The sequence below is a fragment of the Ewingella americana genome, from assembly GCF_006438725.1.
GTDB lineage: Bacteria > Pseudomonadota > Gammaproteobacteria > Enterobacterales > Enterobacteriaceae > Ewingella > Ewingella americana_A.
On record NZ_RCZD01000018.1, the window covers coordinates 1 to 24,258 of the forward strand.

Genomic DNA, 24,258 nt, shown 5'->3' on the forward strand with positions numbered 1-24,258 from the left:
TCTTTAAGACTTGATATTTTTTGCCACCGAGGTGGCTGATATCGTCTTGTGAGTGCCCACACAGATTGTCTGATAAATTGTTAAAGAGCGTTCGTTACCGGATAAGTTCTCGGTAACGCGGGAGGCAGATAATACGCTTTCCCGCTGAAGAGTCAACCTTTTTCTCTTACGAGACGCGGTGTTTTCACCGGGTTGAGACTTCCTGACTGGGCGACTTGGTTCTCGTTAGAGGAGTCGTTGTTCCCGGTCAGTGGAGGCGCATTATAGGGAGTTCTCAGACAGTGGCAACCCTTAATTTAAAATAATTTACTGACCGTTCTTTTTTTCTACAAACAGCGTAAAAACGCACAGCAAGCGTACATTTTTCACCATAAACCCCCCGCGGTAGCCCGCTACGGTGGAGTAAACTGTTTCTTATAATAAGACCACTGCTTATCTGGAAGAGCCTATATGTCCCTCAATGCCCAACAACAAGCTGCCCAACGTAACCTTTCTTATTTATTAGCCGAGAAAATAGCCCAACGTATTTTATCCGCAGAGTATGCCGAGGGCAGCATTCTGCCTGGAGAGATTGAACTGGGTGAGATTTTCGGTGTGAGCCGCACTGCGGTTCGTGAAGCCGTCAAGATTCTGGCGGCCAAGGGCATGTTATTACCACGCCCGCGCATTGGCACCCGGGTCATGCCACAGGGAAACTGGAATTTTCTCGATCAGGAGTTGCTGAACTGGTGGATGACGCGGGAAAACTTTGATCAAGTGATGTCTCACTTTGTCGTTTTGCGACGCGCACTCGAACCTCAGGCTTGCGCGCTGGCGGCGATAACCGCAAGCAAGGAGCAGAAAGAGCAGCTTTCTCTTTATATGGATGAAATGAGGCGATTACATGCATGCTTCGACCGTGAACGCTGGATCAGCGTGGATACTCAATTCCACCAGCTTATCTATGAGGCCGGAAATAATCCGTTCCTCACCTCGTTCTCGAATCTTTTCAGTTCGGTTTATCAAAGTTACTTTCGTGCCATCACGGGCAACGAAGTCATCAAGCTGGAACATCATCAGACATTGGTGAACGCCATTCTGGCCAGTGATAGCGAGAGGGCATTACAAGCCTGTCATCAGTTGTTAATTGCCGTTGAGTGATCCCACCGACTCGCGTACGACCAATTCAGGCGTCAGGACCAAAACCTGCGGGTCTGCACCAGGTTCCTGCAAACGATGCAACAGCGTATCTATTGCCAGTTCACCCAATGAATCTTTCGGTTGATGAATAGTCGTGAGGGGTGGCGTCATATACTGCGCCAATTGAATGTCGTCATAACCTATCACCGCCACGTCCTCCGGCACCCTGAGTCCTTTCTTATATAGAGCCTGATAGACGCCCACAGCCATCGCATCATTGCTGGCAAAGACCGCATGTGGGCGCTGAGGTAACGCCAGCAATTTATCCATAGAGGATAACCCACCTTCAAATTCGAAATCTCCGCACACCTCATACCCGGGCAGAACAGATAACCCCGCGCGATGCATCGCCTGGCGATAACCGTTAAGGCGTTCAAGCGCGGTGGTTTTATCCAGCGGGCCGGTGATACAGGCAATTCGCTGATAACCCCGGCGGATGAGATATTCCGTCGCCATCTCGCCACCCAGCAGGGCGTTATCCTGGATCACATCATTGGCCGCGCCAAAAGGTGCCCAGTCCATCATCACAATCGGTAAAGAAGGATAGCGGCTCAGCGCCACCTGAGAAGGGCGATGATTTTCGGTACACATTAATAGCAAGCCATCGACGCGCTTTTGCAGCAGCGTTTCCATGCTGCGGTTCATACGTTCGGCGTCACCATCAGTGTTGCACAGAATCAAACTGTAGCCGCGCTCGTAACAACTGCGTTCCACGCCACGAACCACTTCCGAATAAAATGGGTTACTGCTGGCAGTCAATAACATGCCAATGGTACGTGTTTGATTAAGTTTGAGACTACGGGCCAGTGCAGAGGGCGCATAGTTGAGGCTATCAATAGCAGCGGTCACTTTGTCGCGGATAGCCTCGCTGACAAAGCGATTGTTATTAATCACATGAGAGACGGTCGAGGTTGAAACGCCCGCCATACGAGCGACATCTTTCATGGTGGCCAATCAGGACTCCTGATGCGCGAGAAAATCATCGATTTCTTTACGCCATGGCACCGATGGCTGCGCACCGGGACGGGTCACGGCGATGGCGGCAGCCGCGTGAGCAAAACGTACCGCACTGTCCATCGGCTTGCCTTCCAGCAATGCAGTGACCAGTGCACCATTAAAGGTATCCCCGGCAGCAATGGTATCCACCGCTTTTACGCGAAAACCGACCACCTGTTTACCTTCACCTTTCTGGCTCAGCCAGACGCCTTTGCTGCCAAGCGTAATAATGACGGTGTCGATGCCTTTATTATGTAGCGCGCACGCTGCCAGAGCAGCATCTTCATTATTATTGACGGCTATACCCGTCAGGCGCTCAGCTTCTGTTTCATTAGGAGTAATAATATCCACCAGCGACAACAGCTCATCGGGCAGGTCACAGGCGGGTGCAGGGTTGAGGATCACCTGGGTCTGATGTTGATGGGCCAGTTTGGCCGCCGCTAATACCGTGTCGAGCGGCGACTCCAGTTGCATCAGCAGCGCAGAGGCATCAATGATATTCTGTTGATACCGATTCAGGTAAGCAGGAGTCACCGCATTGTTGGCACCAGCATCAATACCGATAACATTTTCACCTTCGGCATTCACAAAGATTAACGCAACACCGGTCGTGGTGTCTGAGATGGCTTCCACAGGCGATGTATCGATGTTGTCACTCGCCAATTGTTTGCGAACGCGCTCACCAATATCATCCCCCCCAACGCAGGCAATAAATGAAATATCAGCACCGGCTCGCCCTGCGGCAACCGCCTGATTTGCACCTTTGCCGCCAAAAGCCACCGTATACTGGTTACCGATCACCGTTTCGCCAGGCTGAGGGAATTGTTTGATATTGAGAATATGGTCGGCATTGATGCTGCCGAGAACCACCAGTTTACCTGTTTCCATTTGCGTTCCCTGAGTCATGTTGCGCCACCCGAGAAGGGCAGCGCAGATACTGCAAAGCTATTAAGATAAATTAAAACTGTAAAGCAAAGGTGTTATGGCTGAGCAACCAGTTTCAGATCCACCGGGATAACCGCCGGGACTTTTTCGCCCTTCAGCACTTTATCCGCAGTCTGAACGCCAATCACGCCAATCTGATCGGGACGCTGAGCCACCGTTGCACCCATTTTACCGCTATTCACTGCTTTCATACCGTCTTCGGTGCCATCAAAACCAACCACCAGCACATCGGTTTTACCTGCCGTCTGCAAGGCGCGCAGTGCACCCAGCGCCATTTCGTCATTCTGCGCGAACACAGCTTGTACTTCAGGATGTGCAGTCAGCAAGTTCTGCATAACGTTCAGGCCTTTAGTACGGTCGAAGTCAGCCGGCTGGCTGGCGAGCATCACGAAATGATGTTTTTCAGCAGATTGTGCAAAACCTTTGCCACGTTCGCGGGCAACAGAAGTCCCGGCAATACCTTCAAGTTCGATAACTTTGGCATTCTCACCGATTTTCTTAGCAATGTAGTCACCGGCCATCTTGCCGCCGAAGGCGTTATCAGAAGCAACGTGGCTGGCAACAACGCCTTTGGTCGCCTGGCGATCAAGGGTGATGACCGGGATTTTCGCCTGGTTTGCCATCGCCACAGCGTTACCTACTGCGTCAGAGTCGGTTGGGTTGATCAACAGCAGCTTGGTGCCGCGCACAGTCAGGTCCTGTACGTTAGCCAACTCTTTCGCCGGGTTGTTCTGAGAATCCAAAACCACCAGGTTATAGCCCAGTTTGTCAGCTTCTTTCTGCGCGCCGTCTTTCATCGAAACGAAGAATGGGTTATTCAGCGTGGAGACCACCAGCGCGATGGTGTCTTTTGCCAGCACATTGGCACTGAAAGAGGCGGTGATAGCCGCTGCGGAAACCCAAACTGCCAGTTTTTTCATATTCATGGTCATAATTCCTGTAGGAGAGATTATTTGTTGCTTTTGTTATCTACCAATACCGCCAGCAAAATGACGACTGCTTTGACGATCATCTGGTAGTAGGAGGAGACACCTAATAAATTCAAACCGTTATTCAGGAAACCGAGGATCAGCGCACCGATCAACGTTCCGACAATGCGCCCTTTACCACCTGACAGGCTGGTTCCCCCCAAAACAACGGCGGCAATTGCGTCCAGCTCGTAACCGGTACCGGCAGTCGGTTGCGCGGAAGACAAACGCGCCACTTCGATAATGCCGGCTAAAGCTGCTAATAGACCACACAGGGAGTAGACGATAATTTTTACTTTATCAACGCTGATACCTGACAGACGCGTGGCAGACTCATTACCGCCCAGCGCATAGATATAACGTCCGAGACGGGTGTGATGCAGCATGTACCAGGTCGCTGCGAACACCACCGCCATCAGCCAGACTGGCGTCGGAATACCCAGCGGGCGCCCGATACCAAACCAGCCAAATGTATCGGCAACATCGGTAAATCCGGTGCTGATCGGGCTGCCGTTGGTGTACACCATGGTGACCCCGCGCAGCAGCAGCATCATGACCAGCGTAGCGATGAACGCCTGAACCTTACCTTTGGCGACAATAATTCCGGTCACCGCACCGACAGCGGTACCGACAGCCAACGCCGCCGCCACGGCCACCAGCGCATTCACTTCCAGCCCGACAACCGACGCTGCTACTGCGCCGGTCAGCGCCAGAAGCGAACCCACCGACAGATCAATACCCGACGTCAGGATCACCAGCGTCATGCCGACAGCCATAATGGCGTTGACGGAGGTCTGCTGAAGAATATTGAACAGGTTATTTACCGTGAAGAAATTCGGGCTCATTGAAGAGACCACGGCAATCAATACCAGCAGCGCAATTAGCGATTTCTGCTCCAACAACCATTCTTTAGTGATCCAGCTTTTTTTTGCTGGCAATGTCTGAGAACTCATAGTTGATTACTCCTGCGTCACGCCGTATTGCTTGCCGACAGCGGCTGCCATCAACACTTCTTGCGTAGCCTGTTCTATCGGGAATTCACCGCTTAAGTGGCCTTCGTGCATCACAAGAACCCGGTCACTCATGCCAATCACTTCCGGCATTTCTGAGGAAACCAAAATGATGCTCAAACCCTCGCGCTTGAACTGGTTAATAAGTTGGTAAATCTCTTTCTTGGCGCCGACGTCAACGCCACGCGTGGGTTCGTCGAGGATCAATATTTTTGGCCGGGTCATCAACCCGCGGGCAATCGCCACTTTTTGCTGATTACCACCAGACAGCAAGCCGATCGGCTGCATCATCGACGGCGTTTTGATGTTGAACATGCGGATAAAATCACCCACCGCCTGCTGCTCTTCTGCATGTTTCAGTCGCCCGCCCGCACGGCTGAAATAGCGCAAAGCCGTCAGTGACATGTTCTCTTTCACCGACATGCCGAGCACCAGTCCGTCTCGCTTGCGGTCTTCAGAAATATAGACGATGCCGTTAGCGAGGCCGTCCTGCGGCGAGTGAGTCACCACTTCGCGGCCGTCGAGAGCGACATAACCGGCTTTCCGCGGCAGCGCACCGTAGAGGATCTTCATCAGTTCGGTACGCCCTGCGCCCATCAAACCGGAAACGCCGAGAATTTCGCCGCCGTATAAATTGAAGCTCACGTCCTCAACGCCGGGGCCGGAAACGTTACGCACCTGCAAACGCAGCGCACCGCGTTCCTGATTCAGGCGGGGATACTGCTCTTCCAGTTTGCGACCCACCATCATTTCAATCAGTGTATCTTCCTGCAATTCGCTGACCGGGCGTTCGGCGATGAACTGGCCGTCACGAAATACGGTCACGTCATCGCAAATTTCAAAAATCTCTTTCAGGCGGTGCGAGATATACACCACGCCGCAGCCCGCTGATTTCAATTCACGGATCACGTTAAATAAGGAGGCGGTTTCGGTATCGGTCAGCGCATCGGTCGGTTCATCCATGATGATGACGCGCGATTCAAAGCTCAGCACTTTGGCGATTTCCACCATTTGCTGATCGCCGATCGACAGTTCACCGACCAGCCGATGACTGCTATAACGCAGATTCAGGCGGGCAAGCAGTTTGTCCGCTTCGGCATACATCTTCTTCCAGTTAATGCGGCCAAAACCGTTAACGAATTCGCGACCCAGAAAAATATTCTCCGCGATGGTCAACTGAGGGATCAGGTTCAGTTCCTGATGGATGATCCCAATCCCGGCTTCCTGCGAAGCTTTAGGGCCGCTAAATGCGGCCTCTTTACCGAGAAAATGGACTGAACCGGCATCCTTTTGGTAGATGCCGGTCAGCACTTTCATCATGGTGGACTTACCCGCGCCGTTTTCACCCACCAGCGCCATCACACGTCCCGGATAGACGCTGAGCGCCGCGCCAGAAAGTGCTTTCACGCCAGGAAACGCTTTATCAATCCCTGTCAGTTGCAGCAAAGGTTGCATAAAGGCCTCAGAAGGTTACGCCGGCACACAGAATAACGTTCGCGTAAGGCGAACATTCCCCGCTGCGGATCACAGCCCGGCTTTGTTCAGTTTGTGCCTTGAAAGCATCATGGCTGATGTAATCCAAGGTAATGGTGTTTCCCTGGTGCTGCTCTAGTTGTTTCAACTGCGCGAGTAACGCTTCATGGAGTTGAGGATTCTTTTCGACTATTTCCCCGGCGAGTATCGCCCGCTCAACCTGCATCTCATGTGTCACGACCTTTAAAACTTGTAAAAAGGTGGGGACACCTGCAGTCAGCGCCAAATCGATGCGTTGGGAAGATGCGGGTACCGGTAAACCGGCATCGGCAATAACCAGCTGATCGGTGTGACCTAACCTGGCAATGACATGTGAGATTTCGGCATTCAACAGCGGTGATTTCTTCATGGTTAACTCCTACAGCGAAACGTTTCGCTCACTGATGAGTTTAGGAATCTGCCAGAAACTGGCAATGGGCTTGTGATGAAATTGTGATCACCGTCGAAACGTTTCGCTGGGTTATTTAGAAATGGTCTGAAATTTGAGTTAATGCTTTTAGCCGAGGTTCAAAAAAGCAAAAGGGCATCCGAAGATGCCCTCTTTTGTCTTATCGCAGGATCAGATTTCGACCTGCGTTCCCAGCTCGATAACGCGGTTCGGCGGAATCTCGAACTGGTCCGGCGCACGCAGCGCATTACGGCTGAGCGCCATAAACAGTTTGCCACGGAAGTAGAGATACCATGGCCGTTTGGTCAGGATCAGCGACTCGTGCGACATAAAGAACGAGGTTTCCATCATCCTGCACGGCAAACCTTCCAGACCACAGCGGTGGAAGATCTCTTCCACATTCGGCGTCTCTTTGAAACCGTAACTGGCGAGCACCCGCCAGAAGGTCGGCGATAATTGCTCAATGGTCACACGCCGGACATTATGGACATAAGGCGCATCTTCCGTACGCAGCGTCAGTAACACCACGCGCTCGTGCAACACTTTGTTGTGCTTGAGGTTATGCAGCAACGCAAACGGGATAACATTAATGGCACGCGACATGTACACCGCCGTACCAGGAACGCGCACTGGCGGTGACTTTTCCAGCGAGGCTATCATCGCTTCCAGTGAGTTGCCGTGCTCATGCATACGGCGCATAAGGCGGAAACGCTCGCTTTTCCAGGTCGTCATGACGATAAACATGCACAAGCCCAGCGTCAGCGGCAACCAGCCACCGGAGAATAATTTGGTGGCGTTCGCCGCAAACATCGGCACGTCGATAAACAGAAGAACGATCAGCAAAATCCCCACCAGAAACGGCTTCCAGTGCCAATTTTTCAACGCCACAGTACAAAAGAGAATGCTGGTCAGCACCATGGTGCCGGTGACAGCAATACCGTACGCCGCTGCCAGGTTGCTGGAGTGCTCGAAGCTGGCGATAACAATCACCACGGCGATATACAGCGTCCAGTTGATGGCCGGGATGTAGATCTGTCCCGCTTCCATTTCCGAGGTATGAATAATGCGCATCGGTGGCAAATAGCCCAGACGCACCGCCTGTCGGGTCAGGGAGAACACGCCTGAGATCACGGCCTGCGAGGCAATAATGGTGGCCAGCGAGGCAAGGATCAGCAGCGGAATGAGTGCCCAGTCAGGTGCCAGCAGGAAGAAGGGGTTCTTAATCGCTTCTGGATTTTTCAGCAGTAATGCGCCCTGACCGAAGTAGTTGAGCACCAGCGAGGGCAACACAAAGGTAAACCATGCCAGACGAATAGGGAATTTGCCGAAGTGGCCCATATCCGCGTACAGCGCTTCCACCCCAGTGATTGATAGCACGACTGCGCCCAATGCAAAGAACGAGAAGGATTTGTGCTCAATAAAGAAGTTAACCGCCCACATCGGGTTCATGGCCTGCAACACTTCAGGATTTTGAGCAATACTGTTGATCCCGAGCGCAGCCAGTGTCAGAAACCACAACACCATCACCGGGGCAAACAGCTTGCCGACAATCCCGGTGCCGTGCTTCTGAATAATGAACAACAATGTCAGCACGGTAATAGAAAGAGGAACGATATAGGGGTCAAGCGACGGGGCAGCAATCTCTAAACCTTCCATTGCGGATAGGACTGAAATCGCGGGGGTGATCACCACTTCGCCATAGAAGAAGCTGCCGCCTATTAATCCGAGAATAACCAGCACCGCGGTTGTTCGGGAGGAGGTGTTTCTGCCTGCCAGCGACATCAGCGTCAGGATCCCACCCTCACCGGCGTTGTCTGCGCGCATCACATAAGTGAGATATTTCAGTGAAACAATCAGGATCAGCATCCAGAATATTAGCGACAGAAAGCCGAAAACAACGCTGGGCTCAACATTAAAGCCATAGTGGCCGGAAAAACACTCTCTCAGGGTATAGAGAGGGCTGGTGCCAATGTCGCCATACACCACGCCAATGGCGGCAAGGGTTACTGCCGGGAGTGACCGTTTATGTTCTGTGCTCATAATTGGTTTCTTATGCTGCTCTTTTATGACAAAGAATTCCGTAAGCGAAAGTACGCTCAATCCTTGATGCCCACTAAACGGCGCACAGTATGCACGAATAAAATAGATTGCCTACCTTATATGAGCTGAAAAAAAACCGTCAGGCAGAAAGGAGTCGCAATGTTGATAATAGAAAATTTCTAGTAATCAACAAGCTATCCTACTAAAAAAAATCATGGTTTATTATTCTCGCCCAGTTCACTATTCATTCACTATTGGAAACCGGAAGACTCAGTATGGCGCATTCTCCCTTACTTGCAGAACGGATTGCCCGTCTTGCCAATGCTTTAGAACACGGCTTGTATGAGCGTCAGGAAGCTATCCGTCTGTGCCTGCTGGCCGCGTTGTGTGGTGAAAGCGTGTTTCTGCTTGGGCCGCCAGGAATCGCCAAAAGCCTGATTGCCCGTCGCCTGAAATTTGCCTTTCGCCACGCCCGCGCATTTGAATATCTGATGACCCGCTTTTCCACCCCAGAAGAGGTGTTCGGCCCACTGTCTATCCAGGCGCTTAAAGATGAAGGCCGCTATCTGCGTCTGACGCAGGGTTATCTTCCTGAAGCAGAAATCGTCTTTCTCGATGAGATCTGGAAAGCAGGCCCGGCTATTTTGAATACCTTGCTAACCGCCATCAACGAACGGCGTTTTCGTAACGGTGAACGCGAAGAGGCGATTCCTTTGCGGCTGCTGGTTAGCGCATCCAACGAATTGCCCGAAGCTGACGGCAGCCTGGAGGCGCTCTACGACCGTATGTTAATCCGCCTGTGGCTGGACAAAGTGCAGGATAAACAGAATTTCCGCTCACTGCTGACTACCCGTCAGAACGAAAGCGCCAATCCTGTGCCCGAAGCGCTGAGTATCAGCGACGAAGAGTATCAACAGTGGCAACCTGAAATTGACAAGATTGCCCTCCCAGAACCCTGTTTTGAGTTGATCTTCCAGTTGCGTCAGCGGCTGGACGCGCTGGATACCGCACCCTATGTTTCAGACCGGCGCTGGAAAAAGGCCCTGCGCCTATTACAGGCCAGTGCCTTCTTTAGCGGCCGTCCGTCCATTACACCTATCGATCTGATCTTGCTGAAAGATTGTCTGTGGCACGATCTGAATACCTACACTCTTTTGCAGACGCAAATCGAACAGATGATCACCGAACAGGCGTACCAGCAGCAGACACTATTAATGAAGCTGCGCCAACTGAATCAGGAGTGGATGCAATATCAGCAGCAGCAGAGCTCCCGCCAGTCGATTAAGGTCAACAAGAAGGCCGGTATGTTCAGCCGCAAACCGCAATACACCTTGCCTGATTCACTGTCCGCCACCAGCCTGACGCTGTTATTGCAAACACCACTGCATCTGCACGATATTTCGGTCTCTCATCTGCTGGTGGAACGTCCGGTGCTGGAAGAGTGGCTCAATAAAGGCGGGGCATTGAAAGTGAAGCTCAACGGCATCGGTTTTGCGCAAAATATTGATGTTGAGGTCGATGAAAAGCTGCAACTGGTGGTTCGTGATATCAGCCGCCAGGCAACACCGCTGACCATGCCAGGCAAAGAGCACATTGCCGTACCTGAAGAGATGAAAAATACCCTCGAAGGGCTTAACGCCAAACTCAATCAGCAGCGGCATGAATTCGGCCAGCATCAGAACTGCCTGTTTGTGGCCGCCGAGTGGACCGCAAAAATAGAAGCCAGTCTGGTCGCCGTCTCCGAACAGTTACATCATCAGCAACAGCTGTTCAGCGGGCACTGACAGATGTTCAGCCTGGAATCACTCGATCTCTTACTGTCGATCAGCGAAGGCGAACTGATCGACGAATTGATCATCGTGTTACTGGCAACGCCACAGTTGGCGGTTTTCTTCGAGAAATTCCCCAGACTCAAGCGTGCGCTGACCAAAGATCTCCCTGAGTGGAAGTTCCGCCTGCGCCAGAGGATCCACGACACCCCCGTGCCACCGGACTTAGCCAAAGAGTTCTACCTTTATCAGCACTGTCAGCAGATTGACGCCGCCACTTTTCAGTCTGAGCTGGCAACGCTGGTAGATTCGCTGGAAACGCTGAACTCTCCCTTTATTACCGAAGCCCGTTCACTACAGCAAAATGCCGATGAAACGCGAAGCCCGCGAACCGGCAATAGTTTCCACACCCTGTTCTTACAGCGCTGGCGGCTGAATCTCACCTTCCAGACGGTGACCGTTCATCATCAGCTGCTCGAACAAGAACAGGAACAGTTACAGGAAGAGCTCCAGCAGCGGCTGGAACTGAGTGGTGAACTCTCTCCTTTATTAGCAGAGAACGATGCCGCCGCCGGTCGCTTGTGGGATATGAGCAAAGGCCAGCGCCAGCGCGGTGAAGTACAGTCGCTGGCACGTTACGGCAGTTTTTTGCAGCAACAACCTGAATTACAAAAGCTGGCAGAACAGCTGGGACGCAGCCAGACGGCCAAAACCAGCCCGCATGATGACGCAAAAATGGAAGAGCACCGGCTGATGGTACGAGAACCGGCCACCGTGCCGGAAGAGGTCAACGGTATCCATCAGAGCGATGACATTCTGCGGCTGATGCCAACCGAACTGGGCACGCTGGGCATTCCTGAACTCGAATATGAATTTTACCGGCGGCTACTGGAAAAGCGTCTGATGACCTATCGCCTGCAAGGTGACGTCTGGCGGGAAAAAGTGGTTAAACGGCCCGTGGTGCATCAGCAACAAGAACCCCAGCCGCGCGGGCCTTTTGTCGTTTGTGTGGATACATCAGGTTCCATGGGTGGGTTCAACGAGCAGTGCGCCAAGGCGTTCTGCCTTGCCTTGCTGAGAATAGCCCTGGCTGATAACCGCCGCTGCTACATCATGTTGTTTGCCAGCGATGTCATTCACTACGAACTGACCTCATCCAACGGCCTGGATCAGGCACTGCGTTTTCTGGGTCAGCATTTTCGCGGCGGTACCGATTTGGCAGCCTGCCTGACGGCCACGCTGGATAAACTCTCTTCACCGGAATGGCAAGACGCCGATGCGGTGATCATCTCTGACTTCATCGCCCAAAGGCTGCCAGATGACGTAAAGAAGAGGGTGAAGCGTTTACAGCAGGATAAACATCACCGCTTTCATGCCCTGGCCATGTCCCATTATGGCAAGCCTGGCATCATGCGCATTTTCGACCACATATGGCGCTTTGATACCGGGATGAAAAGCCGCGTTCAGCGCCGCTGGCAACGACCATAAACTTGCAGGTGAACAACACGGAGAGTGAGTACCCCATCAATAAAATGGGCCTAATGCTTAACATCCAACAATAAATATTGCCTCGAAATTCTTATTCCTTCATTTTTAGGAGGAATTCGTAATGAAATAAGAATCTCTGAGGAAAAAGATGACTGAAATTTATCAGATCGATAATCTCGATCGCGCCATTCTTAACGCCCTAATGGAAAACGCCCGCACGGCCTATGCTGAACTGGCAAAGGTGTTTGCCGTCAGCCCGGGAACCATTCACGTGCGGGTGGAAAAAATGAAGCAGGCGGGGATTATCACCGGGGCCAATGTCACCGTGAACCCGAAACAACTGGGCTACGACGTGTGCTGCTTTATTGGCATCATTCTCAAAAGCGCCAAGGATTACCCTTCTGCACTAAAAAAGCTGGAAAGTATTGAAGAAGTCGTCGAAGCCTATTACACGACGGGGCATTACAGCATCTTCATCAAGATCATGTGCCGCTCCATAGATTCGCTGCAACACGTACTTATCAACAAGATTCAGACCATTGACGAGATCCAGTCAACTGAGACCCTGATCTCCCTGCAGAACCCCATTATGCGTACCATCAAGCCATGAGACAAAATTTATATCCCCCTATTATCCACAGGTAGATCCCAGCTGATTCACAGCGTACAATGTCGTTTCTTTTATCGGGTGAGAGCATTATGTCTGACATTACCCTGATCAGTGGCAGTACGCTTGGCAGTGCTGAATATGTCGCTGAACACGTCGCAGAAAAATTGGAAGAGGCGGGTTTCAGCACTCAGACGTTTCATGGCCCTGAGCTGTATGAAGTGCCGACTGAGGGCATTTGGCTGGTAGTGTGTTCAACGCATGGTGCCGGTGATGTTCCCGATAATCTTCAGCCTTTCCTTGAACAGCTGGAAGAACAGCAGCCGGATCTGTCAAAAGTCCGTTTTGGCGCGCTGGGATTAGGCAGCAGTGAATACGACACGTTTTGCGGTGCGATCCGATCCCTGGATCAAAAACTGACCTCTTTAGGAGCAAAACGCATCGGTGATCGCATTGAGATCGACGTTACCCAACATGAGATTCCTGAAGATCCCGCAGAGATTTGGGTGATCAACTGGATTAATTTAATCAAATAAGTGTAAATTTCCAGCGATCAGATGTGGATAACTATGCTTAAAAGCAGGGTAAAACCGGTAGTTATCCCTCTAACAACCTTAGGTCACATTTCATGCTGTGGATAAGTCTTCATTTTGATCCCAGCTTATACTGAGCAGGATCACCGATCATTCACAGCATTCGATCCTCGCTAGGGTATTGATCTTCTTCGTCAATAAGCACTTATGCACAGAGGATCGCGATCCTAATAGAAGTATTAATAAGAGATCTTTAAATAAAAAAGATCTTCTTTTAATTAGGGACGATCCCCTGGGACTTGTGGAAGCTCTAAACTTGAGTAGAATCCCTCCTCCCAACACCACACATCATTTCATCGCATGAACTCCGAGGTGCAGTACCATGTTTTATCCAGAACAATTTGACGTCATCATCATCGGTGGTGGCCATGCAGGCACCGAAGCCGCCATGGCTTCAGCCAGAATGGGACGTCAAACTCTGTTGTTGACCCACAATATCGACACGCTGGGACAAATGTCGTGTAACCCTGCTATTGGCGGGATCGGCAAAGGACATCTGGTTAAAGAAGTGGATGCACTCGGTGGATTAATGGCAACGGCGATTGACCATGCGGGGATACAGTTTAGGATACTAAACGCCAGCAAAGGACCTGCGGTGCGGGCAACACGTGCTCAGGCTGACCGAGTCCTTTATCGACAGGCGATCCGGACAGCGCTGGAGAACCAGCCGAACCTAATGATCTTCCAGCAACCTGTTGAAGATCTTATCGTTGAGAACGATCGTGTCGTTGGCGCTGTAACCCAAATGGGCCTGAAATTCCGCGCCAAAGCAGTGGTGCTGACGGTAGGCACCTTCCTGGATGGCAAGATCCACATTGGTCTGGAAAATTATAGTGGTGGCCGTGCAGGCGATCCTCCAGCCATTTCGCTTTCACAGCGTTTGCGTGAACTGCCATTTCGTGTGAATCGCCTCAAAACCGGTACACCTCCGCGTATTGACGCACGTTCGATCGATTTTAGCTCTCTTGCTCCACAGCATGGTGACAACCCGGCGCCAGTCTTCTCGTTCATGGGCAATGTGTCGCAACATCCGCGCCAAATCCCGTGTTACATGACCTACACCAATGAAAAAACGCATGATGTGATCCGCAATAATCTTGATCGCAGCCCGATGTACGCCGGGATCATTGAAGGGATCGGCCCGCGTTACTGCCCGTCGATCGAAGATAAAGTCATGCGTTTTGCCGATCGGACCTCTCACCAGATCTTCCTTGAACCAGAAGGCCTGACCAGTAACGAAGTCTATCCAAACGGGATCTCTACCAGCCTGCCATTTGACGTACAGATGCAAATCGTCCGTTCCATGCAGGGGATGGAAAATGCCGTGATCGTTCGTCCAGGCTATGCCATCGAATATGATTTTTTTGACCCACGTGATTTAAAACCTACGCTGGAAAGCAAATTTATTGCCGGTCTGTTCTTTGCCGGGCAAATTAACGGAACCACTGGCTATGAAGAAGCCGCAGCACAGGGCTTGCTGGCTGGTATGAATGCAGCTCGCAGCGCCAGTGATGAAGAGGGCTGGGCACCGCGTCGTGACCAGGCTTACCTTGGCGTACTGGTCGACGACCTTTGCACTCTTGGTACCAAAGAACCGTACCGCATGTTTACCTCACGTGCTGAATACCGGTTGATGCTGCGTGAAGACAATGCCGATTTGCGGCTGACAGAAAAAGGTCGTGAGCTGGGTCTGGTAGACGATGCCCGTTGGGCGCGTTTCAACCAAAAACTGGAAATGATCGAGCTGGAACGTCAGCGTCTTCGTGGAATTTGGGTTAACCCGCGTTCTGAGCAGGTAGAATTAGTCAACGCGAACCTTTCGGCGCCGCTTTCAAAAGAAGCCAGCGCGGAAGAGCTGCTGCGTCGCCCTGAAATGACCTATGCACTGTTAACCAGCCTCGCTCCATTCGCGCCATCAGTTCCTGATGTTCAGGCTGCTGAGCAGGTGGAGATCCAGGTAAAATATGAAGGTTATATCGCCCGCCAGCAGGATGAGATCGAAAAACAGCAGCGCAACGAAAACACCCTGTTGCCGCTGGATCTCGACTATCGCGAGGTAAACGGCCTGTCGAACGAAGTGATCGCCAAACTTAACGATCACAAACCGATGTCTATAGGTCAGGCAACACGTATTTCCGGTATTACACCAGCAGCCATCTCAATTTTGCTTATCTGGTTGAAGAAACAGGGTCTGCTGCGCCGCAGCGCCTGAGTTATCTCACCTTCTGGTCGCCGACTGATTTCAGTCAGGCGGCCAAATCCTGCTTTTCCCGCCTCTCAGGCTGATTTATCATTCTTGTCCCGGGCTTCTCCGGGCCTACGTTTTGTCAGAGGACCTCCATTGTGCATAAGAAATTAGACTCGCTGCTTGCTGCGGCAGAATTAACGCTACCCGATCAGCAAAAATTGCAGTTAGTCGCCTACGTCGAAATGCTGCACAAATGGAATAAGGCCTACAACCTGACGTCAGTTCGTGATCCGATGCAGATGTTGGTGCGTCACATCATGGACAGTATCGTGGTCAACGCTCACCTGACCGGCTCACGTTTTATTGATGTCGGAACCGGACCGGGTTTACCAGGCATTCCGTTGGCTATTGTCCGCCCTGATTCACATTTCACTTTGCTGGACAGTCTGGGCAAGCGCGTGCGTTTCCTGCGTCAGGTGCAACATGAGCTGGGTCTAACCAATATTGAAGCCGTACAGAGCCGCGTCGAAACGTTCATTCCTGAACCTCCTTTCGATGGGGTTATCAGCCGCGCCTTCGCCTCGTTGCAAGACATGCTCTCCTGGTGCCATCACTTACCCGCGAAAGGGCAGGGACGTTTTTATGCCCTAAAAGGCGTGCGTCCTGATGATGAGCTAAGTTCACTTCCTGATGGGATTGAGCTTGAAGGGGTGGTTAAATTACGGGTGCCAGAACTTGATGCGGAACGTCATTTGGTGATTCTTAAAGCAAACTAAATTTGCGGTGAGTCAATAAATCTTCAGAATTCAAATGTGTATGAAAGGTAAAATAAGCACGCTAAGCAAATGGGGGAAGTCTTTTCTCATTTACCTCATTTTTACACTTTGATAGCACTTGAATGACCTTTTTGATTTAATCAGGCCTGAAATAGTCTGTTTCGCGAATAAATTATTGGCCTGGCCGCCTTAATGAAAATGTAATGAGAATGTTGTTATTTGTTGGTCTAATGTTTCATCTTGGTGTTGCTATTTCTCATTCTGTTTTAACAATCACTGTTTTTACATCATCATATTGATTATTAAAGGTTTTAAAAGGCTTCTTTAGCTAAAGACAATCCATAGCAGTCGCGTATAAGAGAATAAAGTTAGTAATTATGTGATCGGGCGCACGCTTCTTTGTTAATCAATGGAATAATCAGGCAAATGCACGAGGGCAATTCCCAGCTATAGTTTGCTTATGAAAATAGTGATAAAGGGTAAAATTTAAATAATTGTTCACCTTTTCGCTACTTATCCATTGAATTCGTTTGAGTGGCCCGTATAATTTGCACGTTTTTTGCTGCTTGACTCAAAACCGTAAAGGCTATGATATACGGCACTCAGCATACCTCTAGCTAGGTACTTGTACGGAGAGAACAAACGTCATGTCTGTACCGGGTATTTTAAACAGTAAGAACGGCGCGAAGATGGCCAGGAAACTGTTAATACTGCAGTTACTGACCTTTGTTCTGCTCAGTGCGTTATTTGGCTTTAAAAGCCTGACATGGACGACGTCAGCCTTGATGGGAGGGATGGCCGCCTGGCTACCCAACGTACTGTTCATGCTGTTTGCATGGCGTCATCAGGCGCATACAACGGTATCTGGACGGGTTGCCTGGACTTTTGCCATCGGAGAAGCGCTGAAGGTTCTGATAACGATTATCTTGATGATTATCGCGCTGGGCCTGTTCAAAGCGGTTTTTGCTCCGCTGGGTTTGGCTTATTTATCGGTGTTGATGACACAGATTTTAGCACCGGCCGTCATTAACAGTTACCGTACTTAACTACTAAAGGGTAAGAGGCATCATGTCTGGAGAAATTTCTACTCCACAAGAGTATATCGGTCACCATCTGACTCAGCTTCAGGTAGGGACGGGATTCTGGTCGATTAACATCGATTCGATGTTTTTCTCCGTGGTCCTCGGGGTACTCTTTCTGGTTGTCTTCCATCGCGTCGCTAAAAATGCCACCAGTGGTGTTCCGGGGAAATTGCAAACAGCCATCGAGCTGGTTGTCGGTTTTGTCGATAGCAACGTGCGTGACATGTATCACGGCAAAAGCAAGGTCATTGCTCCTTTAGCTCTGACTGTCTTCGTCTGGGTGTTCATGATGAACATGATGGATTTGCTGCCAATCGATTTGCTGCCGACTATCGGTGAAAAATGGCTTGGTTTGCCTGCTCTGCGTGTTGTACCTACGGCTGACGTGAACATCACGTTGTCTATGGCGCTCGGCGTATTCATTCTGATTCTTTTCTATAGCATTAAGATGAAAGGCATTGGCGGTTTCGTTAAAGAACTGACAATGCAGCCATTCAATCATCCGGTTTTCATTCCGATTAACCTGATTCTTGAAGGTGTCAGCCTGCTGTCCAAACCAGTTTCACTGGGTCTGCGACTGTTTGGCAATATGTATGCGGGTGAGTTGATCTTCATCCTTATTGCTGGCCTGCTGCCGTGGTGGTCACAGTGGATTCTGAGTGTGCCTTGGGCCATTTTCCACATCCTGATCATTACGCTGCAAGCTTTTATCTTCATGGTTCTGACGATCGTCTATCTTTCGATGGCATCTGAAAAACACTGATTTTCTTTCAACACTACTGCGTTTTAACTGAAACAAACTGGAGACTGTCATGGAAAACCTGAGTATGGATCTGCTGTACATGGCTGCCGCTGTGATGATGGGCCTGGCGGCAATCGGTGCTGCAATCGGTATCGGCATCTTGGGTGGTAAATTCTTGGAAGGTGCTGCACGTCAGCCTGACCTGATCCCTCTGTTGCGTACACAGTTCTTTATCGTTATGGGTCTGGTCGATGCAATCCCAATGATTGCTGTTGGTCTGGGTCTGTACGTGATGTTTGCTGTCGCTTAACACCGGGCTTACTCGGGGTTAAACGAACTACATCAAATATTTCACTTTGAAAGAGGCATTGTGCTGTGAATCTTAACGCAACAATCCTCGGCCAGGCTATCGCGTTTGTCCTGTTTGTTCTGTTCTGCATGAAGTACGTATGGCCGCCAATTATGGCTGCCATCGAAAAACGTCAGAAAGAAATTTCTGAAGGTTTATCTTCCGCAGAACGTGCCAAAAAAGAACTGGATTTAGCGCAAGCCGATGCGACCGACCAACTGAAGAAAGCCAAAGCTGAAGCTCAGGTAATCATCGACCAGGCGAACAAGCGTAAAGCCCAGATCGTCGACGAAGCGAAAACCGAAGCCGAGCAGGAACGTAACAAGATCGTAGCGCAAGCTAAGGCAGAGATTGACGCCGAACGCCAACGCGCACGTGAAGAGTTGCGTAAGCAAGTCGGGATTTTGGCTATTGCTGGCGCCGAGAAGATCATCGAACGTTCCGTAGATGAAGCTGCTAACAGCGACATCGTTGATAAACTGGTCGCTGAACTGTAAGGAGGGAGGGGCTGATGTCTGAATTTGTAACTGTAGCTCGCCCCTACGCCAAAGCAGCTTTTGACTTTGCCGTTGAGCACCAAAGCTTAGATCGCTGGCAGTCCATGTTAGCGTTCACGGCTCAAGTCACACGCAATGAACAGATTGAAGAACTGCTTTCCGGGGCTTTAGCTCCAGAGACCATGTCTCAAACGTTTATCGCGGTATGTGGTGAACAACTCGACGACGCAGGCCAAAATCTGATTAAGGTTATGGCTGAAAATGGGCGTTTACGCGTTCTTCCGGAAGTGCTGCAACAGTTCATCGAACTGCGGGCCTCTTTAGAGGCCATTGCTGAAGTGGAAGTCACTTCAGCAACTCCACTGTCCGAAGAGCAGCAGGCAAAAATTGCTGCTGCCATGGAAAAACGTCTGTCTCGCAAAGTTAAGCTGAATTGCAAAATTGACAAGTCTGTTCTTGCCGGTGTCGTAATCCGTGCAGGTGATATGGTGATTGATGGCAGCGTTCGCAGTCGTCTAGAACGCCTGGCAGACGTCTTGCAGTCTTAAGGGGACTGGAGCATGCAACTGAATTCCACCGAAATCAGCGAACTGATAAAGCAGCGCATTGCTCAGTTCAATGTAGTGAGCGAAGCTCACAATGAAGGTACTATCGTTTCCGTCAGTGACGGGATCATCCGCGTACACGGCTTGGCCGATGTTATGCAAGGGGAAATGATTGCGTTGCCGGGTAACCGTTACGCTATCGCCCTGAACCTGGAGCGTGACTCCGTAGGTGCCGTAGTCATGGGCCCTTACGCCGATCTCGCCGAAGGGATGAAAGTAAAATGTACTGGCCGTATCCTGGAAGTTCCCGTTGGCCGTGGCCTGTTAGGTCGCGTTGTTAACACCCTGGGTGCGCCAATTGACGGTAAAGGTCCGGTAGAACACGACGGCTTCTCAGCTGTTGAAGCTATCGCGCCTGGCGTTATCGAACGTCAATCCGTAGACCAACCTGTGCAGACAGGCTACAAATCCGTTGATGCCATGATCCCAATCGGTCGTGGTCAGCGTGAATTGGTCATCGGTGACCGTCAAACCGGTAAAACTGCTCTGGCTATTGATGCGATCATCAACCAGCGCGAATCCGGCATCAAATGTATCTATGTGGCTATCGGCCAGAAAGCGTCCACCATTTCTAACGTGGTTCGTAAACTGGAAGAGCACGGCGCACTGGAAAACACCATCGTTGTTGTTGCGACTGCATCAGAATCTGCTGCACTGCAATACCTGGCACCGTACTCCGGCTGCGCGATGGGTGAATACTTCCGTGACCGCGGTGAAGACGCACTGATCGTTTATGATGACCTGTCTAAACAGGCTGTTGCTTACCGTCAGATTTCCCTGCTGCTTCGTCGTCCACCAGGTCGTGAAGCTTACCCAGGCGACGTTTTCTATCTCCACTCCCGTCTGCTCGAACGTGCTGCGCGTGTAAACGCCGACTACGTTGAAGCATTCACTAAGGGTGAAGTGAAAGGCAAAACAGGTTCCCTGACTGCGCTTCCGATTATCGAAACGCAAGCAGGCGACGTTTCCGCGTTCGTTCCGACCAACGTAATCTCGATTACCGATGGTCAGATCTTCCTGGAATCGAACCTGTTCAACGCCGGTATCCGTCCTGCGGTGAACCCAGGGATTTCCGTATCCCGTGTTGGTGGTGCAGCTCAGACCAAAATCATGAAAAAACTGTCCGGTGGTATTCGTACCGCGCTGGCACAGTATCGTGAATTGGCTGCGTTCTCCCAGTTTGCTTCCGATTTGGATGAAGCAACGCGTAAACAGTTAAACCACGGTCAGAAAGTGACTGAACTGCTGAAACAGAAACAGTACGCGCCAATGTCTATCGTTGCGCAGTCACTGATTATCTTTGCAGCAGAACGTGGTTATCTGGAAGACGTTGACTTGTCTAAAGTCGGTAGCTTTGAAGCTGCGCTGTTGGCTTATGCTGACCGTGAGCACTCAGAGCTTCTGCAACAAATCAACCAAACTGGTGCGTACAACGATGAGATCGAGGGGAAATTCAAAAATATCCTCGATACCTTCAAAGCAACCCAGTCCTGGTAACACTGATCGGCCTTGCTGCCCTGCATTATGCAGATAAGCAGCAGGCCGTTTGGTAATGAGGAGAAGCAGAGATGGCCGGCGGAAAAGAGATACGTAGTAAGATCAGCAGCGTGCAAAACACGCAAAAGATCACTAAAGCGATGGAGATGGTCGCCGCCTCCAAAATGCGTAAAACGCAGGATCGCATGGCGGCCAGCCGTCCTTATGCAGAAACCATTCGTGAAGTGATCGGTCACCTCGCGTTAGGTAATCTGGAATACAAGCACCCGTACCTGGATGAGCGTGACATTAAGCGCATCGGGTATCTGGTGGTGTCTACCGACCGTGGTCTTTGTGGTGGTCTGAACATTAACCTGTTCAAAAAACTGCTGTCAGAGATGAAAGGCTGGTCCGAAAAAGGTGTTGAGGTCGACTTAGCCCTGATCGGTTCCAAAGCAGCCTCTTTCTTCAGTTCCGTGGGTGCCAACGTTGTGGCCCAGGTTACTGGCATGGGAGATAACCCTTCCCTGTCAGAACTGATCGGACCGGTGAAAGTGATGCTGCAGGCTTTCGACGAAGGTCGTTTAGACAAGTTATGCGTTGTTAGCAATAAATTCGTCAATACCATGTCTCAGGAACCACGCATCGTTCAGCTGTTGCCTCTGCCTCCGGCAGAAGATGGCGCGCTGGCGAAAAAATCCTGGGATTACCTGTATGAGCCAGACCCTAAAGCACTGCTGGATACCCTCCTGCGCCGCTATGTGGAATCTCAGGTTTATCAGGGCGTCGTAGAAAACCTGGCCAGCGAACAGGCCGCGCGAATGGTAGCGATGAAAGCCGCAACCGATAACGGCGGCAGCCTGATCAAAGAGCTGCAGTTGGTTTACAACAAAGCTCGTCAGGCCAGCATCACTCAGGAACTCACCGAGATCGTCGGGGGAGCCTCCGCGGTTTAAGCTAGGTTTACGAATTACGTAGAGGATTCAAGATGGCTACTGGAAAGATTATCCAGGTAATCGGCGCCGTGGTGGACGTCGAGTTCCCTCAGGATGCAGTACCGAACGTGTACAATGCTCTTGAGGTAGAAAACGGTACCTCCAAGCTGGTGCTGGAAGTTCAGCAACAGTTGGGTGGCGGCGTTGTTCGTTGTATCGCAATGGGTACTTCAGACGGCTTGCGTCGCAATCTGAAAGTGAACAACCTGGAACACCCAATTGAAGTTCCGGTTGGTGTAGCAACTCTGGGTCGTATCATGAACGTATTGGGTGAACCAATCGACATGAAAGGTGAAATCGGCGAAGAAGAACGTCGTGCTATTCACCGTCCAGCGCCTTCTTACGAAGAGCTGGCAAACTCCCAGGAATTGCTGGAAACCGGTATCAAAGTTATGGACCTGATGTGTCCGTTCGCTAAGGGCGGTAAAGTCGGTCTGTTCGGTGGTGCGGGTGTTGGTAAGACTGTAAACATGATGGAGCTGATCCGTAACATCGCGATCGAGCACTCCGGTTATTCTGTGTTTGCAGGCGTGGGTGAGCGTACTCGTGAGGGTAACGACTTCTACCACGAAATGACTGAATCCAACGTTATCGATAAAGTTTCCCTGGTCTATGGCCAGATGAACGAGCCACCAGGTAACCGTCTGCGTGTGGCACTGACCGGCCTGACCATGGCGGAGAAATTCCGTGATGAAGGTCGTGACGTACTGCTGTTCATCGATAACATTTACCGCTACACCCTGGCCGGTACTGAAGTGTCCGCACTTCTGGGCCGTATGCCATCGGCGGTAGGTTATCAGCCAACGCTGGCGGAAGAGATGGGCGTTCTGCAAGAACGTATCACCTCAACCAAAAGTGGTTCTATCACCTCCGTACAGGCCGTTTACGTCCCTGCGGATGACTTGACTGACCCCTCTCCAGCCACCACCTTCGCCCACTTGGATGCGACCGTGGTACTGAGCCGTCAGATCGCGTCTCTGGGTATCTACCCAGCGGTTGACCCACTGGACTCCACCAGCCGTCAGTTGGATCCACTGGTTGTTGGTCAGGAACACTATGATGTGGCTCGTGGCGTGCAGTCTATTCTGCAGCGTTACAAGGAATTGAAAGACATCATCGCGATTCTGGGTATGGACGAGCTGTCAGAAGACGACAAGCTGGCTGTATCCCGTGCGCGTAAGATCGAGCGCTTCCTGTCCCAGCCATTCTTCGTGGCCGAAGTCTTTACCGGTTCTCCGGGCAAGTTCGTATCGCTGAAAGACACCATTCGTGGTTTCAAAGGCATTATGGACGGCGACTACGATCACCTGCCAGAGCAAGCGTTCTACATGGTTGGCACCATTGAAGAAGCAGTGGAAAAAGCCAAGAAACTGTAACGCTAGTTTGTTGTGAGAGAGGATGACATGGCTGAAAAAGCTTACCATCTGGATGTAGTCAGTGCGGAAAAGAGAATGTTTTCCGGCATGGTACAGAAGATCCAGGTGACGGGTAGCGAAGGCGAACTGGGTATTTTCCCGGGGCATGCTCCGCTGCTCACCGCCATCAAGCCTGGCATGGTGCGCATTGTTAAAGAACACGGTGAAGAAGAGTATATCTATCTCTCCGGCGGCATCCTTGAGGTGCAACCGAGCGCGACGACCGTGTTGGCTGACACTGCAATCCGTGGGCAAGACCTCGACGAAGCACGAGCGCTTGAAGCTAAGCGCAAAGCGGAAGAACACATCAGTGGTTCTCACGGCGACGTCGACTACGCTCAGGCGTCTGCGGAACTGGCTAAGGCGATCGCGAAACTTCGCGTTATCGAATTGACCAGAAAAGCGATGTAACGGCATCAGTTGAAAAGGCGACCTTCGGGTCGCTTTTTTTTTGCCTTTAAAAAAGCCCTTTTTCAGCGTCATTCTCATGACATCACCGCATGTTAAGTGGAATACTAGACACCAAAGCAGACGCTTTATGGTCGATTTACTCTCTATCGTCTATAGCGTGTTCACCCCTTGCTGGCTGTGGCCTGCAGGCGGTTTTTGATGCGAAA

At 51.0% G+C, this 24,258-nt stretch carries 23 protein-coding genes; 16 read left to right on the top strand and 7 right to left on the bottom strand.

The window, feature by feature from the left end:
* Positions 1-450: 450 nt before the first annotated feature.
* On the top strand, positions 451-1,140 hold the full coding sequence (locus tag EAH77_RS22925; protein WP_140475439.1) for a FadR/GntR family transcriptional regulator: 690 nt from the start codon (positions 451-453) through the stop codon (positions 1,138-1,140).
* Here EAH77_RS22925 and rbsR read toward each other — a convergent pair.
* The 7 genes from rbsR to kup form a co-directional block, all read right to left on the bottom strand.
* On the bottom strand, positions 1,123-2,133 hold the full coding sequence (gene rbsR, locus EAH77_RS22930) for a ribose operon transcriptional repressor RbsR (protein WP_140475441.1): 1,011 nt from the start codon (positions 2,131-2,133) through the stop codon (positions 1,123-1,125). The two genes, EAH77_RS22925 and rbsR, sit on opposite strands and share 18 nt — an antisense overlap.
* A complete protein-coding gene (gene rbsK / locus EAH77_RS22935) occupies positions 2,134-3,063 on the bottom strand; it encodes a ribokinase (protein ID WP_140475443.1) in 930 nt (309 codons plus the stop codon). It abuts the gene before it with no gap.
* 92 nt (positions 3,064-3,155) lie between these two features.
* Positions 3,156-4,046 carry a ribose ABC transporter substrate-binding protein RbsB gene (gene rbsB, locus EAH77_RS22940; RefSeq protein WP_140475445.1) on the bottom strand — a complete coding sequence of 297 codons (891 nt, stop codon included), beginning with the start codon at positions 4,044-4,046 and terminating at the stop codon, positions 3,156-3,158.
* A gap of 23 nt (positions 4,047-4,069) precedes the next feature.
* Positions 4,070-5,041, bottom strand: a complete 972-nt coding sequence (rbsC, locus tag EAH77_RS22945; protein WP_140475447.1) for a ribose ABC transporter permease — start codon at positions 5,039-5,041, stop codon at positions 4,070-4,072.
* Between the two features lie 6 nt (positions 5,042-5,047).
* Positions 5,048-6,553 carry a ribose ABC transporter ATP-binding protein RbsA gene (rbsA, locus tag EAH77_RS22950; protein ID WP_140475449.1) on the bottom strand — a complete coding sequence of 502 codons (1,506 nt, stop codon included), beginning with the start codon at positions 6,551-6,553 and terminating at the stop codon, positions 5,048-5,050.
* 7 nt (positions 6,554-6,560) lie between these two features.
* On the bottom strand, positions 6,561-6,980 hold the full coding sequence (rbsD, locus tag EAH77_RS22955) for a D-ribose pyranase (RefSeq protein WP_140475451.1): 420 nt from the start codon (positions 6,978-6,980) through the stop codon (positions 6,561-6,563).
* Positions 6,981-7,190: 210 nt separating this feature from the next.
* Positions 7,191-9,059: a low affinity potassium transporter Kup gene (kup, locus tag EAH77_RS22960; RefSeq protein ID WP_140475453.1), complete on the bottom strand. Its 1,869-nt coding sequence runs from the start codon at positions 9,057-9,059 to the stop codon at positions 7,191-7,193.
* 275 nt (positions 9,060-9,334) lie between these two features.
* Here kup and ravA point away from each other — a divergent pair, with 275 nt between their 5' ends.
* From ravA to EAH77_RS23035, 15 genes are all read left to right on the top strand, one after another.
* Positions 9,335-10,843, top strand: coding sequence for an ATPase RavA (ravA, locus tag EAH77_RS22965; RefSeq protein ID WP_140475455.1), 1,509 nt, complete (start codon positions 9,335-9,337; stop codon positions 10,841-10,843).
* A gap of 3 nt (positions 10,844-10,846) precedes the next feature.
* Positions 10,847-12,316, top strand: a complete 1,470-nt coding sequence (gene viaA / locus EAH77_RS22970) for an ATPase RavA stimulator ViaA (protein WP_140475457.1) — start codon at positions 10,847-10,849, stop codon at positions 12,314-12,316.
* Between the two features lie 148 nt (positions 12,317-12,464).
* Complete coding sequence (asnC, locus tag EAH77_RS22975; protein WP_140475459.1) at positions 12,465-12,926, top strand: transcriptional regulator AsnC; 462 nt, start codon at positions 12,465-12,467, stop codon at positions 12,924-12,926.
* Between the two features lie 89 nt (positions 12,927-13,015).
* Positions 13,016-13,459 (top strand): FMN-binding protein MioC, encoded by a 444-nt coding sequence (mioC, locus tag EAH77_RS22980; protein WP_140475461.1) that lies wholly within the window; start codon positions 13,016-13,018, stop codon positions 13,457-13,459.
* Positions 13,460-13,838: 379 nt separating this feature from the next.
* Positions 13,839-15,728 (top strand): tRNA uridine-5-carboxymethylaminomethyl(34) synthesis enzyme MnmG, encoded by a 1,890-nt coding sequence (gene mnmG, locus EAH77_RS22985; protein WP_140475463.1) that lies wholly within the window; start codon positions 13,839-13,841, stop codon positions 15,726-15,728.
* Between the two features lie 131 nt (positions 15,729-15,859).
* Positions 15,860-16,480 (top strand): 16S rRNA (guanine(527)-N(7))-methyltransferase RsmG, encoded by a 621-nt coding sequence (rsmG, locus tag EAH77_RS22990; protein ID WP_140475465.1) that lies wholly within the window; start codon positions 15,860-15,862, stop codon positions 16,478-16,480.
* Positions 16,481-17,127: 647 nt separating this feature from the next.
* Positions 17,128-17,526 (top strand): F0F1 ATP synthase subunit I, encoded by a 399-nt coding sequence (atpI, locus tag EAH77_RS22995; RefSeq protein WP_140475467.1) that lies wholly within the window; start codon positions 17,128-17,130, stop codon positions 17,524-17,526.
* A gap of 19 nt (positions 17,527-17,545) precedes the next feature.
* The gene (gene atpB, locus EAH77_RS23000; protein WP_140475469.1) at positions 17,546-18,325 is read left to right on the top strand and encodes a F0F1 ATP synthase subunit A; all 780 of its coding nucleotides are present in this window, start codon (positions 17,546-17,548) and stop codon (positions 18,323-18,325) included.
* Between the two features lie 49 nt (positions 18,326-18,374).
* Complete coding sequence (gene atpE / locus EAH77_RS23005; RefSeq protein WP_004093904.1) at positions 18,375-18,614, top strand: F0F1 ATP synthase subunit C; 240 nt, start codon at positions 18,375-18,377, stop codon at positions 18,612-18,614.
* A 65-nt stretch (positions 18,615-18,679) separates the two neighbouring features.
* Positions 18,680-19,150, top strand: coding sequence for a F0F1 ATP synthase subunit B (atpF, locus tag EAH77_RS23010; protein ID WP_056775959.1), 471 nt, complete (start codon positions 18,680-18,682; stop codon positions 19,148-19,150).
* A gap of 14 nt (positions 19,151-19,164) precedes the next feature.
* Positions 19,165-19,698 carry a F0F1 ATP synthase subunit delta gene (atpH, locus tag EAH77_RS23015; protein ID WP_140475471.1) on the top strand — a complete coding sequence of 178 codons (534 nt, stop codon included), beginning with the start codon at positions 19,165-19,167 and terminating at the stop codon, positions 19,696-19,698.
* 12 nt (positions 19,699-19,710) lie between these two features.
* Positions 19,711-21,252 carry a F0F1 ATP synthase subunit alpha gene (atpA, locus tag EAH77_RS23020; protein ID WP_140475473.1) on the top strand — a complete coding sequence of 514 codons (1,542 nt, stop codon included), beginning with the start codon at positions 19,711-19,713 and terminating at the stop codon, positions 21,250-21,252.
* A 71-nt stretch (positions 21,253-21,323) separates the two neighbouring features.
* Entirely contained in the window at positions 21,324-22,187 is an 864-nt protein-coding gene (atpG, locus tag EAH77_RS23025; RefSeq protein ID WP_140475475.1) for a F0F1 ATP synthase subunit gamma, read from the top strand.
* A 32-nt stretch (positions 22,188-22,219) separates the two neighbouring features.
* Positions 22,220-23,602 carry a F0F1 ATP synthase subunit beta gene (atpD, locus tag EAH77_RS23030; protein ID WP_140475477.1) on the top strand — a complete coding sequence of 461 codons (1,383 nt, stop codon included), beginning with the start codon at positions 22,220-22,222 and terminating at the stop codon, positions 23,600-23,602.
* A gap of 27 nt (positions 23,603-23,629) precedes the next feature.
* Positions 23,630-24,052, top strand: a complete 423-nt coding sequence (locus tag EAH77_RS23035) for a F0F1 ATP synthase subunit epsilon (protein WP_034794353.1) — start codon at positions 23,630-23,632, stop codon at positions 24,050-24,052.
* Positions 24,053-24,258: the final 206 nt, after the last annotated feature.

Coding starts and splice junctions, on each gene's coding strand:
- EAH77_RS22925 (WP_140475439.1), top strand. CDS start 451: ATGTCCCTCAATGCCCAACAACAAGCTGCCCAACGTAACCTTTCTTAT.
- rbsK (WP_140475443.1), bottom strand. CDS start 3,063: ATGGAAACAGGTAAACTGGTGGTTCTCGGCAGCATCAATGCCGACCAT.
- rbsC (WP_140475447.1), bottom strand. CDS start 5,041: ATGAGTTCTCAGACATTGCCAGCAAAAAAAAGCTGGATCACTAAAGAA.
- atpH (WP_140475471.1), top strand. CDS start 19,165: ATGTCTGAATTTGTAACTGTAGCTCGCCCCTACGCCAAAGCAGCTTTT.
- atpD (WP_140475477.1), top strand. CDS start 22,220: ATGGCTACTGGAAAGATTATCCAGGTAATCGGCGCCGTGGTGGACGTC.
- kup (WP_140475453.1), bottom strand. CDS start 9,059: ATGAGCACAGAACATAAACGGTCACTCCCGGCAGTAACCCTTGCCGCC.
- ravA (WP_140475455.1), top strand. CDS start 9,335: ATGGCGCATTCTCCCTTACTTGCAGAACGGATTGCCCGTCTTGCCAAT.
- atpA (WP_140475473.1), top strand. CDS start 19,711: ATGCAACTGAATTCCACCGAAATCAGCGAACTGATAAAGCAGCGCATT.
- viaA (WP_140475457.1), top strand. CDS start 10,847: ATGTTCAGCCTGGAATCACTCGATCTCTTACTGTCGATCAGCGAAGGC.
- rbsD (WP_140475451.1), bottom strand. CDS start 6,980: ATGAAGAAATCACCGCTGTTGAATGCCGAAATCTCACATGTCATTGCC.
- rbsB (WP_140475445.1), bottom strand. CDS start 4,046: ATGAATATGAAAAAACTGGCAGTTTGGGTTTCCGCAGCGGCTATCACC.
- rbsA (WP_140475449.1), bottom strand. CDS start 6,553: ATGCAACCTTTGCTGCAACTGACAGGGATTGATAAAGCGTTTCCTGGC.
- mioC (WP_140475461.1), top strand. CDS start 13,016: ATGTCTGACATTACCCTGATCAGTGGCAGTACGCTTGGCAGTGCTGAA.
- atpE (WP_004093904.1), top strand. CDS start 18,375: ATGGAAAACCTGAGTATGGATCTGCTGTACATGGCTGCCGCTGTGATG.
- atpI (WP_140475467.1), top strand. CDS start 17,128: ATGTCTGTACCGGGTATTTTAAACAGTAAGAACGGCGCGAAGATGGCC.
- atpG (WP_140475475.1), top strand. CDS start 21,324: ATGGCCGGCGGAAAAGAGATACGTAGTAAGATCAGCAGCGTGCAAAAC.
- mnmG (WP_140475463.1), top strand. CDS start 13,839: ATGTTTTATCCAGAACAATTTGACGTCATCATCATCGGTGGTGGCCAT.
- EAH77_RS23035 (WP_034794353.1), top strand. CDS start 23,630: ATGGCTGAAAAAGCTTACCATCTGGATGTAGTCAGTGCGGAAAAGAGA.
- asnC (WP_140475459.1), top strand. CDS start 12,465: ATGACTGAAATTTATCAGATCGATAATCTCGATCGCGCCATTCTTAAC.